The 13,194-nt window shown below is 59.0% G+C and carries 11 protein-coding genes; all 11 read right to left on the bottom strand.

The window, feature by feature from the left end; genetic code table 11:
* Positions 1–4 precede the first annotated feature (4 nt).
* Positions 5–1,132 (bottom strand): OmpA family protein, encoded by a 1,128-nt coding sequence (locus V3W39_RS29915; protein ID WP_330213914.1) that lies wholly within the window; start codon positions 1,130–1,132, stop codon positions 5–7.
* A 23-nt stretch (positions 1,133–1,155) separates the two neighbouring features.
* Positions 1,156–1,596 carry a type VI secretion system baseplate subunit TssE gene (gene tssE / locus V3W39_RS29910; RefSeq protein WP_177079780.1) on the bottom strand — a complete coding sequence of 147 codons (441 nt, stop codon included), beginning with the start codon at positions 1,594–1,596 and terminating at the stop codon, positions 1,156–1,158.
* Positions 1,597–1,599: 3 nt separating this feature from the next.
* Positions 1,600–2,136 (bottom strand): type VI secretion system lipoprotein TssJ, encoded by a 537-nt coding sequence (tssJ, locus tag V3W39_RS29905; protein ID WP_330213913.1) that lies wholly within the window; start codon positions 2,134–2,136, stop codon positions 1,600–1,602.
* The gene (gene tssG / locus V3W39_RS29900; protein ID WP_177079782.1) at positions 2,117–3,214 is read right to left on the bottom strand and encodes a type VI secretion system baseplate subunit TssG; all 1,098 of its coding nucleotides are present in this window, start codon (positions 3,212–3,214) and stop codon (positions 2,117–2,119) included. Before tssG ends, tssJ begins: the two co-directional genes overlap by 20 nt.
* Entirely contained in the window at positions 3,178–4,947 is a 1,770-nt protein-coding gene (gene tssF / locus V3W39_RS29895) for a type VI secretion system baseplate subunit TssF (RefSeq protein ID WP_330213912.1), read from the bottom strand. Before tssF ends, tssG begins: the two co-directional genes overlap by 37 nt.
* Before the next feature lie 24 nt (positions 4,948–4,971).
* Entirely contained in the window at positions 4,972–6,555 is a 1,584-nt protein-coding gene (tssA, locus tag V3W39_RS29890; RefSeq protein ID WP_330213911.1) for a type VI secretion system protein TssA, read from the bottom strand.
* Positions 6,552–9,794, bottom strand: coding sequence for an ImcF-related family protein (locus V3W39_RS29885; protein WP_330213910.1), 3,243 nt, complete (start codon positions 9,792–9,794; stop codon positions 6,552–6,554). The genes tssA and V3W39_RS29885 overlap by 4 nt, the downstream gene beginning before the upstream one ends.
* A gap of 9 nt (positions 9,795–9,803) precedes the next feature.
* Complete coding sequence (locus V3W39_RS29880) at positions 9,804–11,021, bottom strand: hypothetical protein (protein WP_330213909.1); 1,218 nt, start codon at positions 11,019–11,021, stop codon at positions 9,804–9,806.
* 2 nt (positions 11,022–11,023) lie between these two features.
* A complete protein-coding gene (locus V3W39_RS29875; RefSeq protein ID WP_177046509.1) occupies positions 11,024–11,287 on the bottom strand; it encodes a PAAR domain-containing protein in 264 nt (87 codons plus the stop codon).
* Positions 11,288–11,363: 76 nt separating this feature from the next.
* Complete coding sequence (locus V3W39_RS29870; RefSeq protein ID WP_330213908.1) at positions 11,364–12,125, bottom strand: hypothetical protein; 762 nt, start codon at positions 12,123–12,125, stop codon at positions 11,364–11,366.
* The coding region (locus V3W39_RS29865; RefSeq protein WP_330213907.1) for a glycoside hydrolase family 19 protein at positions 12,118–13,194 on the bottom strand (1,077 nt) is incomplete at its 5' end. The genes V3W39_RS29870 and V3W39_RS29865, both read right to left, overlap by 8 nt.

Below are 13,194 nucleotides of genomic sequence, written 5' to 3'. Positions count from 1 at the left end.
CGGCTTAGCCCTCCCCAGTCTCCGACAGCGCACAGGCCTGTGCTTGTGGCATCAGACGTATATCCACCCGACGGTTGGCTGCTCGTCCAGATGCCGTGTCATTGCTGGCGATCGGCTGCTTGCCTGCCGCGCCCTGGACGGCAAAGCAATTATCCGGAAGATCACCCATACGCTGCATCCAGTCGCGTACCGCCGAGGCACGGGCGTAGGAGAGTTGGAGGTTCTGCTCGGCGTCGCCGGTTGTGTCGGTGTGCCCGACGATCACGATCAGCCAGCCGGGCTGGGCCTTGATGTTGACCAGTGCATTGATCAGCACCTTGGTCGAGCCGGGTTTGAGCTCGATGCTGCCGGCATCGAACAGCGACAGGCTGTCCAGGTGCACAGTGCCGGGCACCGCTGGTTGCGGCTGGACGCGTTGATCAACCCACCACCAGCAACCACCACCCAGCGCCATCAATGTGATCAGCGCAAACAGCCACAGAACGATACGGGGCTTTCGGGAGACCGCAGGCGGCAACTCTGGCATTGGTAGGGCGGGCAGGATAACCACCGGCAGGACAAAGGCCGGTTCCGGGGCGCTCGTCAACATCAGGTCCGCTCCACCTGCATTTTGGCTGCGCTCCAAACGCCGCATCAAACTGCCAACCTGATGACGCACCGCCTGCAGGCTGACCAGAGGCGCCTGCCCCTGACCATCCAACTGCGCGGCCAACCGATCCAGTTCACCGCCCAGGCGCTCAAGGACGGGCACTGCCTGACAGCTACTTTCCACGCGGCGCAGCAACGGCTGCCATTGGCCAAACAGCCAGGCGAGAATACCCAAACGCACCGAAGTCTTAGGGGGCCACACCGTAGTCCATTCGCTGCATAACGCCTCAATCAGCGTCACTCCATGGGCCATGCCCTCCAGGCCGTAGCGTTGGCTGCGCGCCAACGCAAAAGCAGCGGCGGTCTGCAGCTCCGCGCCGTTGTTCTGAAACAACGTCAGGCACAACTGTTCAACCTTTGCCCAGTCGACGTCCGGACATGCCGGATGGCTCAGCTTGGCCAACTCGTCCCGCAAGGCAGTGAACTCACCAAAGCCGCGAGGATCGCCACCGACTCGAACACGCATTTCAAATAACGCTGTCATCCAGCTTCCCTTCCGTTACAGGTTTACGGCTTCGACAAGTAGTCCTGCTGTCTTAAATGACGTACCAATACTTTGCCCTCGGGCGCCAGGGTTGTGCCGAAGGTCGCCCGCTCGCCGTTTTTCAGTTGTACATCGAGGGAATATTCCAAATGGCCGGGCCGGATCTGTGGCAACAGTTCGATGTTGACGGCTTCCAGACGCGGTTCGTACTTGAGCAACGTATTCATCAGCGTTCCCATCAGCCCATGCGCCGAGGCAGGCAGCCCTTGCAGCGTCTGCGCCATATCCGGCAGGCCATAATCCGGCAGGTGACTGAGGGATCCCGCCCGGCTGTTGAGAATGCGCCGCAGGTTATCCAGCACCGATAACGTGTGTTGGTCCTCTTCCCGGACGCGGTACATGTCGAGTTCGCCGTCGAAATTCTGCAAAAGCATTTCGTAAAGCGAGGGGTTCAGTTCGCTCACGGCTTACTCCGGTGCCAATGGTTTCAGGGCCAGTCGATTGTCGCCGAGCTCAATCACCCTGGCTCGGTCCGGGTCCAGATCGTCGCGGGTCAGCGTCAGGCGCCACGTGTTCATCCGCGTGTCGGGCGTGCGGAACAACGCCACGACCGTAACGAATTGAGCGTCTTTATCCAGCGGCACATCCAGCTGTGCCCCCTCCCCGGGCTTGATCACCAGCGCTTGCTGGTCCAGCAGGTCGGCACGCAGCAGGTTGTCAGCGTCGCTCAACACACTGTCGTAGGCGGCTTTTTCCATGGTTTTGTTGTCGCGCAGTTGGTACACGCGCACTACTGTTGGCACCGTTAGCCCGGTCATGTCCGTCCTGTCAGCGTTCGTCGCTGCTCGGCCGGTAAAGTCCAGGTGCAGGGTTTTCACTTGCTTAAAGAAGATGGCCTTGGCCGCAGACGTGGTGGCATCACTCACTGTCTGAGTCAGCCCGCACCCGGTGAGCAGTGCGCCAAGCAGCGTCACCTTCAATAGATTAAAAATGATATGCGACATGCTGTGCCTCTCGGAATCGGGGGTTGCTGTGCAGGCCTTGGTATCGGCCCAGATTGATGGTGATGGTTTCGTGTTCGCCGACCTGCCAGGCCTCACTGCCCAGCCCCAGGACGCCGGTCATGCCCAGCAGCACCGGCGTGCCACCCAACACGGGACTGGGGAGGCTATTTATAGGCAGAGACAGCTGCAATTTCGCGGTGCAACGCCAGCCCAGATATACCCTCAACAACACCAGCAAGTCGTTGTGCAACAGGCCGCCCGGCAACCAGCTACGCGCTTCGTTCAGGTCCTCAGTGAACAGCGCGAGGTGCAACTGGCTGTTGGCATCAACGCCGACGCTGCCCAATGGCGTCCCTTGGGACAAACTCACCGGATGACGCTTCGACAGACTGGCCGGCTGAACCAACGCAACTTTTTGTGGCCAGTGCGGTGTTACCCGCGCCTCGGTATCAGGTGCCAACAGCTTGACCAATGCGCTGATCCCCTCGGCATTGCGGGTAGGCAGGCGCATCACGCTGAGCAGCGCAAGAAAGCGCGAGACCGGCGTAGCAATCTGCTTGGCCGTACCGGGAATCCCCAGGCCGATCAACCCCAGCAGGCACTGTGACGTTGCGTCACTACCACCTGCCTCGAACGTCGCCGGGTAGGAATACTTGCGCCAGATGCGATAGAACTGGGTGAAGATCCGGTGGTTGAAAATATCCAGGAATGCCTCCAACGCTTCGTGACCTTCGCGACGCTGGGCGATATCGTCCTGAAAGGTCGTTGGCATCGGCGAGTCAACGCCGTAAAGCCCGAGCAGGCGCGTGCGTACCGTCGCAGGACGTTCAGGCAGGTCCCCACAGGTTTCGATGGCCTTTAGTTCCCCCGCAGGAAATCCCATGCCAGGGTCAGGCCGAAAGCGCACCGGATCATCCGCCGGATGCGCGGAGCTCCCCAGTGGCGGGTGATTGGGCAACGCCTGTTCCAGCAACTGGCAGAACCGGTAGAGGTTCGCCTCGGCGACCCGCCCGTCCAGCGCCTCCAGTAACCCGGAAGCTTTCAGCCGGGAATACGCTGACTGTGGTTCTCGTTCCATCGCAGGCACTTTCCAGTAGGTTGCAGGATCAGCGTGAGCTGGTTGAACAAATGAATATCGGCGTACAGGCCAAAGAAGCGATGGAGCATCTCGCCGAACAGGCTGATATCGCCCTCCCCTGAAAAACCATGGGCGTCGAGAGTGATTTCAATATCCACCCCCCGCAGCAGAAAGCCCTTCTCGAAGCGCTGAACCAGATGGTGGCGAACCTCGACGATCGCTTGCAGCCGACGACGGTTCAGCTCACTGCCGGTCCAGTCGTACAGTGCCAGGGTGCCGCGCAGTACCTCGGCGCTGTCGAGCATCGGCAGGAAGTTGGAACCCAGATGACTGAGTACGCGCCAATGAAAACGGTCACGGCTGGGTGGGTAGCACGGCAAGCTGGGGGCGCACAGGTTACGTACCCGCAGGCCGGTCTGAGTGGACTGCATGACGGTGTCGAGCAAGGTGCTTTGCAGGGCCTTGCGGGGTAGCAGTCCGTTGGTGCCGGTCAAGCGTAACGACAGGCTTTCGCTGTTGCTTAGCAGATCCTTGTCGAACCCGTCACCGCCCAGGATCAACCAGGTGTCATGCAAGCCCTTGGCCGAACGTTTTAAACGGGTATGGAAATACCACTCCGGGGCATCGTCACGCAGCATTCCGCCCTTGTGGCGAAAGCTGCTGAAGGGCACGTAGTCGTGGCGTACGTTGCTCTTTGACGAGGTCACCTGGTCGACCGAATAAATTTCGGTGTGCCCGTCCTGCAACCGCATGGGCCGCAGCAGGTAGTCCGTTTGCAACGGCGCCAGCGTCAAGGGGTCGCAGTCCAGCGCGAACAGGTTGATCACCGGCACCGCATGCAGGCGAATGTGTTCGCTGCTCACACTGAATTCACGCGGCCACGCCTCACGCAACACCACGTCCAGTTCGAACCAGGGTGTACCGGCGTTGAGGCTGAGTTGTTCCAGACCACAGAGGGTCACGAACATGAACTTCTCGCGAAACGTGAAGTACTCCAACAGCAACTGATAGCCACTGAACGCGCTATCGCCCTTGGGCCACAGGCGATCCTCGTCGGCGAAGCCCTTGGGCGCGAAATGGCCGTCAAGGGCTTCGCGTTCGTCTTGCCCAGGCAGACGCACGTACAGCGCCTGGGTGTTTAGCGTCAGCGCCTGGTGCAAGGCGCTGGCCAGCGGTGCATCGGCGCTCAGGTACAGCGGCAGACGGCTCAGGTCGAGCTGGTTCCAGTCCGTCAACGCGCCGCAGGCAAAGCGCAGACGCAGCAGCGAGCGTCCGTCTGGCTCATAAGCCAACCGCACCGACTCCAGGGCCAGCGGCTGCAAGGTCAGGTCCTGAGTGGTGGTGTAACGACAACGAGTAGCTTGCGGGCCGATGGGTTGGGATAACACCTCAAACCCCTTGCCAACGGACTCGCTGCATTTCATCTGCGCCAGCTCCGGCACCAGCTCGATCACCGACAGCGACGGAATGGTGCGCAAATAATGCGGCCACAACAGGCTCACCAGCCCCTCGGTCAGCTCCGGCAAGTCATCGTCAAGCTTCTCCCGCAGACGCCCCATCAAGAAGGCAAACCCTTCGAACAGCCGTTCCACATAAGGGTCTTGCGCGCCCGGTTTATCCAGATTGAGCTGGGCCGCTCGATCCGGGAAGGCTTCGGCGAACTCCTTGCCGGCCTCGCGCAGGTAACGCATTTCGGCGTCGTAGTAGCGCAGTGTCAAATTGTCCATGCTCACAGAAAGACTCCAGATGAAAGAGGGTTAGCCGCAGAGCACAGCCGCGCTTACCGGGTCAATTGCGACCAGCGCTGCCAGCAGCGCCTCGGTGCGCCGGGTCAGGGAGGGTTTGTCGGCATCGGTGCGTTGCGCCTTCAGACGCAACAGCTTGAGCAGGCGAGCCTTGACCTCGAAATTCAGCTCCGGCTCCCACACATCCAACGCGTGGTGCTGCGCGGTGGCGTCCAGTTCGGCCAACAGGTGCATGGCCAGGTCACTTTTGCCGTATTGCTCCGCCACACGCGCCATCAACAGCCGCAGCAGCCAGCGCTGGCGGCCGGTCTGCATGTCGGGCCGGGCCGCCAGCCACGCGAGTGCGACTTCTACGCCGGCGCTGTCGGCCTGAGCCAGGGCCTCGCTCTCCAGCGACAAGATGTCTGTGTCAGCGGTGGTTGGCACCGCCTTCGGTGCGGCCAGCCATTGCTGCGCGCGATTGCCAGTGACGTGCTGGGTGATCCAGTCACGGGTAATCTCGTCCGCGAACGGCGCACCGTCGCTCCAGTGCAGCAGTTCCAGGCCCGGCAAGCGGTCGAGAAACATGCCCAGGTCACGCTTGACGATGTCCGCCCAACTGTCTTGTGGCGCGGGCTGTTTGCTCAGCGCCTGGTAGAGGTACCACTGCAAATCCAGCCAGAAATGGTTCACGCCTTCGGCGTATATCCGCTCGACCTGGTCGAGCAGTTCAGTCCAGCTCTGTTGCAGGTAGAGGCGCTTGAGCTGTGCCCGATAGTCGCCACGGGGCGACGCCAGCCGAGTGTGGCCGCTGGCTTCCTCAGGTGGCGCCTGGTGCACTGTGTCCCAACGCAAACTCTTCATCAGCCGATGCGCCGCCAGCCAACCCTGGGGCTGCTCGCGCAAATAACCTGCCAGCGCCCTGCCGCTGTCCAACAGATCGCGTCCGGACTTGATGGCCGTGGCGCTAGGCGATGTGTGCGCGTTCGACTCATGGCTGGCGCTGTGCTGCGGCACCAGAGCATCCACTCCGCCGGACTGAGTCAACCGGGTGGACAGCGCGCCGTAAAATGCACCCAAGGCTGGGCGCTGATCCTGCGGCCAGGCTGCAAGCCCGCGTTCAAGCCAAGCCAACGCCGCCACCGTGCGCTCGGCTTCGCTGCGCACCACCTCGGGGTACAGCGACAGGCTGTCCAGCACCTTGCCGCTGGCCAGCCATTCCAGGGCCATCTTGCGGCTATTGGCGCGCACCGGCAGTACATCAGCGGCGAAACGCTCCACTAATGCGGCAAGCAACGTCAGGCCGTCAGCCAGCCCAGCCTCCCCATCCTTCTGCAAGCGCGCCCACAGGTAATAGGTGGCCACCCGCAGGTCTTTGCAAGTGTGGATCAGCAGCTTTTCTGCCAACTGGGCCACCCGTTCTGCATCCGCGCCGGACAGTTGGTTGACCTCCTCGCGCATGCGTTGGAAGTCATCGTCATAGCCTGGGTCTTCGCCTGCCGGCGAATGGCTGCTGATGGGTTGGAGCCAGGGTTGCCAGCGTTCCGCCTGGCTGCGAGCCAGGACCAAAGGATCGCGGTCGCCCAGGCAGTGGGAGATCAAAGCGTGCAGGCTCATTCAAAGCCTCCGTTCTGTGCATAGGGCTCTGCAACGGCGCCCTCGTTGAGAAATATCTGCGGCGGCAATGCGAAGTTACGCAGCTTGAGCAACGCCAATGGCCCTGCCCCCAGTTCGGTGCGCAGGTTCCAGGTCAGGTTCAGGCCATCAGGCGCTTTCAGGACCATGCGGTAACGACTGTCACCGTCGTCCAAGGTGGTGATTCGGGCTTTCTCCAACAGGCGGATCAAGCCCCAGGTGCCCTGATAATCACCGAACAAGCGCTCGCCGGTGTGGATGCTGGTCCAGCTCAGGCTCGCCCCTGGGTAGTCGCTGCGACCAGGCCAATTGAAACGCTGCCAGCTTTCTTTCTGGTTGAAGTAGTGGTGCCGTTCGCCGTTGAGGATGAAGGTGGTTTGCACGATGTCCCGGGCGGCCTTGCCCTGGAGTTCGAAGCTCAACCCCATGCCGCCGTCGGTGTAGATCACGTCGGCCAGGTGGCTGAGCTGATTGATCGCCGCCAGGAACTGTGGATTGATGCGTAACCCCTGACTATGGCGCGGGTCGGCGACCCAGCGGCTGCCTTCCTTGCGCAGCACGCCGCTCAGTTGGCTGCGCAAAAACTGCTCGATGCGTCCGGAGTCGGCGCGGATCATCTGCCCCAGCATCGGCAGGGAAGCATCGCTGGCGGTTTCTGCAAACGGGTAGCGCCCGGCGAAGGCACTCTGCCAATCACGCACGATCGCACGCTGCCACTGGCTGTTAAGCCCCGCGGCCGAGGGTTGCAATACTCGCTGCCAGGCTTCGTCCAGCGGCTGCACAAACAGGGTGTGACCGATCCCATTCCATTCGGCTCCCAGGCTCGCCGCGACCAGGCTGCCGTAGGACTGGGTTTGCGTCAGGTCCACGCTTTTGCCCTGAAACACGGTTTGCGCCAGCGCCTGGGTCATTTCCTGCGGATCGGGAGCGTTGCTCACTTGCTGCAGTTTCAGGCGCAGCCGGGTGACGCGGGTCAGGAACGCTTGCAGGCTCAACCGATCATTGTCGGCCTGGCCCTGCGGGTCTTTGCCGAGCAGGGTCAACAGCGGGCCGAAGGTGGCGTCCAGCGGGCTGCGCGGTGCTTGTGCCAGTTGGTCAATCATTGGCACTTTGTCTTGCGTGATCAGCTTTTGTGCGGAGCGCACCAGCGAGTCGGCCAAGGCCTGGCTGCGCGTGCCAGCCTGCCCTTGATAGGCCAGGGTATTCATCAACGCGATCAAGGGCGATTGGCGCACGTCGGTCATCAGTGTCAGCTGGTCGATCACATCACTCAGACTGCTGGCCTGGTTCCAGCGCAGGCTGTTGAGAAAGTCCAGCCAGGCACTGGCGTAATCCTGAAAGTAACGCTCGACGAGGCGCTCCCTGAGCACCTCCGGGGTCAGCTCGGTGGCGATTTCGGTCTGGTTGTCGCTGAGCACCCAGTCGATTTCTTCACGGCGGGCTTCGGCGATAGTGTCGATGGCCTGACGTACCTGCCCTTCCCAGGCCTGACGGGTGAACACGCCCGGCACACTGGCCACGGTATGGAACAGCGCCGTGGCATCGGTTTCGCCGGTCATGGTTTGCAGGTGCAGCTCAGGGTATTGATTGGCGGCCGCATCGAGGACCTGCTGGTACAGATGGGTTTCGGCGTTGCGCTGGCCCAGTTGGCTGAGCAAGACCCGTCGGGCCTGAGCCACCAGCTTCGGGTCGGCCTGGATCGCCCAGGCCGGATGCGCCGACAGGTGTTCGCCATAGAACCGCCACAGATTAGGCGCCAGGCCCTGCCACAGGCCCGGCGACACACCCTCGCGCAGCGGCTCGGCGTTGCCCAGGGCCTGGGCCAGGAAGGTGGCGTCGGCTTTTGCCGGGCGCGCCATCATCAGGTACGCCTTCAATTGCTCGTAGGCCTCCTGGGCACGTTCAGCCCGTTGTTCGCTGTCCGGGGGCAGGCTGATCAACGCGCTGAGCTGGCGGTGCAAATGGGCGGCCGCCGGGTCGCGAATCAAGCGATTATTGGCTTCGACGTAACGCGGCCACAGCACCGCGAGCAGGTCTTGATTCCGGTTCAGACCGAAGCGTTGATACCAGGGCGTGCCGTGTTTGGCGCGGTAGTCGAGGCGCCCCAGTTCGCGCACCAGATCGTTGAGCGCGCTGAGTTGCTCGTCGGGGCTTCCCGACTGCTGCAATGCCGCCAATGATGTTTGTACCTGGGCGATTTGTACGCGGTTGCTGGCGAAGGACAGCAGCAAGCCGGCGCCCCACACCAGCGCCAGACCCAACGCCAACGCATACCCGACTCGCGGCGCGCTCCAGCCCAGCCGGCGGCCGCTGGCGTTATCGTTGGTTACCCCATGCCACACCGGGGCAACTGACCAGTCATGTTCTCTATCATGCGGCGTGCGCTGTACCGGCAGGCTGAACCACAGGCCACGCAGGGGCACCTCATGGGCAAACGTATCGCCGAAAGGCCCCAGCGCATGACGCCAGCGGGCGATGCCCTCGCCCTGTAAATCCCGGGACAGGCGCAGCAGGAAGTCATGCTTCATCACGGTGCTGATCTGCGCCAGACCCTCGCGACGCAAAGGCTCCAGCAGGCGCGTTAGAGAGGTTTCCAACGCTGCCGCCGTAAAGCGCTCGGGCAGCAGGCAGCCCACTGGGTGCGCCTGGCGGGTGTCTTGAGGCCACTCACTTTCGCAGACCTGCCAGAGGTATAACGGCAGTTGCCACTTCACGCCACTGGCGAGGCGCTGCACCTCGCGTACGCCTGCGCTCATTGCAGGGTCGTCGGCGGTTTGGGTTTTATTCAGTGCCCAGACCACACCGTCCAGTGCGCGCCAGCGGCTCAGGCCGCTCCATTGGTCTGGGAATGATTGATTCAGTTTGGCCTGCGCGCTGCCGCCCCATAGCAGGACGGTGCCTTGACCTTCCAGCCACTTCTGATCGGCCAGGGTTGGGGCGATGGCTGCGATTTCGGCGGGTTCGCCGATGACTAGGAGCAGGCGGACTTTTCGGCGCCAGAAGAGGCCATATTGTTCACGCAGATGAAATTGAAGGTCAGGAGCCTTATCGGGCGAAACTCCTGGCTGTTCCAGTTGTGGAGGCGGCGGCAAATCGTCCGCACCATGTTGGCCATAATTGGCACGCCCCCGCGCTCCCGCCAACAAAAAGCGCCCAGCCAGCAATATCAGAAACAACACGCAGACCAGAACTCCAAACCCGACAACGTCTCGAAACGGCATCCAAGCCTCCTACTGAGAAAGCGTCGGCACAGGCGTCAACGCCGTGCCCCAGAGCAGCGAGTCAACACCGCTACTTCCGCTGAAAATGAATTGCGGTCCGGCACCGCGTTGAAAAGTTTGCGTTGCGGCAGCGATCGCCAGCCAGGGTGATGCCTTGCCTGTGCACCCCAGCAAGGTATCTAGATCATGAAGTCCCTGGCTCTGTGGCATTGGCATCGCGACCTCATTCAGCACCGCTGTCAGCGCAGCGTTACGCTGTTTCCCCACGCCCACTCGCCAAACATGCTCGATGAAGCGCCCGGGCAGTGGCACCCAGTCGAGTGCTTGGAAAACGGCATAACGCAGCGCCTCCAAGGTCGGTCCATGCTCCTGCTCAGGGCGATGCAGATAAGCCATTGGCGACAGAGTGGTTTGCGTCAGCCGGTTACCCAACAGGATCCCGACGGCAACCTCACTCGCGCCTTGTGGCTGGGCCTGGGCAAATTGGATTGCCACAACCAACAACAGCGCCTTATCGGAGATACGCTGGTCGAGCCATTGATCCACTGCAAACAACCCGCTGCTATCAACCGAAACAACCGGCTGACGAATCCCTGCCTCACTCCAGGCCTGCCCCCATACTCGGCGCCACTGGGCCTCCGGAAAACCACTATCGATTTCCAACAATAAGCCCAGTGGCGTGTCGTTTGGGAGTTTCGTAAGAGCGGGCAATAAATCATCGAGCACCCGCCCCATCACCTTTAACAGCGCTTGTTCAGGGTCTGGCGTATCGGCCGACAAGCAACTTTTGCACAACAATGCCGGCGCCATTCTGGACGGCAGGGCCGTTGGCCTTTGGCTCCCACCAAGCAGCTCGTCCAACTGGACCTTCGGGTCCCCCAGAGCAGTATGCAAACTCACACTCAATACCTGCTGCGAGCGTCGGCCACGGCGTTTTCGCTCAGCCAAATCCTGGTCCCTAGCCTGATCCCAACCATTGGCTGCATGCTTTTGATCGAAATACAGTAAAAAACGCCCGAAAACCAACAGACACCAACCAAAAGTCGGCACGCCCACAACGATCCCCCAGAAGACATCGACCTGTTCCTGCAAGGGTTGACTGCTGAACAATAATGCACCGCCAGAAGCCACCAGCAAGAGCAAAGGTAACAGCGCCAGCCAAAGCCAAACGCGAGGCGGTGACGGACGCGATGCCGGTGGCGGAACTTGATTCAATTTGACCGGCATGACTAGCTTGCACTCACTTCAGGTAGTGACGAAATCAACGTACAACCGCACGCACAGCGATGACCTTGAAAGGCCACGGTAATGCCGTCGTCGCGAAATGCTGGATTTCCCTCCGCAATAACAGTTCTGCCGTGGCCGGAAACAGGACACTCCACCGGATCACCATGGCGGGCGACTCCGATGTTCGCGAAACGCATGCTCGAGGAGCCGGATAGGACCGTGCCGTTGCCGGTAGTTTTGTCACCGATGCGGATTATGTTTTTCATAAGCTTTGATTAATCCGTTGAGGAGGTTTTTATTTTGAGTTTGATTCATTCCGAAACAGGAAACTTAGACATAAACCTAGAAAACTATCGACTTACAATCGATCCACATCGTGATCGATTTCAATTTTGCGGCGTAGGTAACTTTGCATCTGCCGCCCGTCGAGTCCTCTACCTTAACCTTATCCCCTTTTATCAAATACATCCCCGTTTTAAAGCTGGGCTCAGAGTCACCGCGATAAAGGAAAGACTTTTCCCTTACAACCCCTTCAACCGGACTTGACGTCCTGACGACATCAAAGAGAGGCGAGCGTACCGCCGCCTCTACAGCTGTTCTATCCTTATAGGGATAAAAATATGTAGGCTGACCTTGTGCATCGACAAAGTCGCCCCCCATATCAAAAAAACGGGAAAGCCGTTTATCCAGAATTGGAACCTCACCCTGAAACCTTATCACACTCACATCATAAACATCACTTACAGGGTCCCAAGACCTTGGCGTTTCAATACTATGAATAACAAATAGTACCTCACCATATTTTTTGCCAACTGGGATAAAAAATGCATCGTTGATTTTCCCTCGAGTTCCAGCATATGGAAATTCATAGACAAGCTTCGCCCCCTCTGACTTTCGAAAAAAAAACACAGATATCCCATCAGGGCTTTTTGAAAAATCGCCATCGTATTGTTCGTCTGCTCTAGTGTAAACAAAGCACACTACCCCTCCTGATATGTCTTTGGGAGGATAGGCCTGCCCCAACCCAGCCTTGTTGCAAAAGCTTTCACTTCCAACAGCATTTCTTACAAAAATAAAAACCAAGAACCCAATTAGCCTAATCATATTCTGAACAACCACTCTTAAAATTATGATAGAAAATAGACGTAATATCCCGTTTATGTTGCTTACGCTCAGACAAACCTGCAAGCCCCGCATTTATTGGGCGAGTGACAGCAGTAACGGCAGAGTCACTTGATAAGTGACCGTTATCTGCGATCGCTGCTATGCCTCGCCATCTCCAGAACCACAATGCAGTTTCTATAGCGATCGAGTAATCGCGCTCCAACAAATCAGGATTTGAATCAACTGCCAAACCTGTTTCCAAGGCACACTTTTTATACGTCTCGTAGTGAGTTAAATGAATCAGCCCGCGACCACGAAAATCTTTACCTGGCTGTTCATCACTTCCATAGCAATGCATACCATACGCCGCATCGTTTGCTATTAAGTTCTCTTCTATCCACTTTAACTTACGCTCCTCATCCAAAAACGCCATACCTCTTCTAGAGAATCCAGCATTTATTACACTTGGAGACAGACGATATAGCTTTTTAGCCGTATAGGTCTTTCTTGAGTAATTTAGAGACTCCCGAAAGTCAACAAATCCTCCAGTCTCCACTTTTGCCTGTGCTAAAAGATGAGTCACCTGACTGCAACTATTTATGCCATATTTCTCAAACATACCCCCTGACGCATCTACCATCGCCTTAATGAAAGACGCCTTAACCCCACCCCCACATATTTTTTTAACAAACTCTTCGGTCAAATTTATTTTTGTACGACATTTATGGCAGATCAACACACCTTCACTACAACTCATAAACTGACTCGGCAACGCCACCGGATGAAAGTGATACACCTTCCCATAAGTAGGTAACCCTACCCTCTCAGCCACCTCCCCCCACCAGCTCAACTCCTTGATCCGCTCCTTCTCCGCCAGCCAATTCAAATGCGGCGTCGAACCACTGTGCCCAAGAATCTCATCCAAAATGTCCCACCGTTGCGGGCGGTGCCATTCGCTTTCACTGTGAACAATCAGCTGCGAGATTGTTTGCGCATGGGCCGGCAAGTTGATCGCCGCTTGCAACTCATCAGCCGTTATCTTTCCATCGCGGTTGCGGTAAAGCAGGTT

It is taken from the genome of Pseudomonas sp. Z18(2022) (assembly GCF_036346535.1).
Taxonomy (GTDB): domain Bacteria; phylum Pseudomonadota; class Gammaproteobacteria; order Pseudomonadales; family Pseudomonadaceae; genus Aquipseudomonas; species Aquipseudomonas yamanorum_A.
This window is presented reverse-complemented; position numbering and strand designations above follow the sequence as displayed.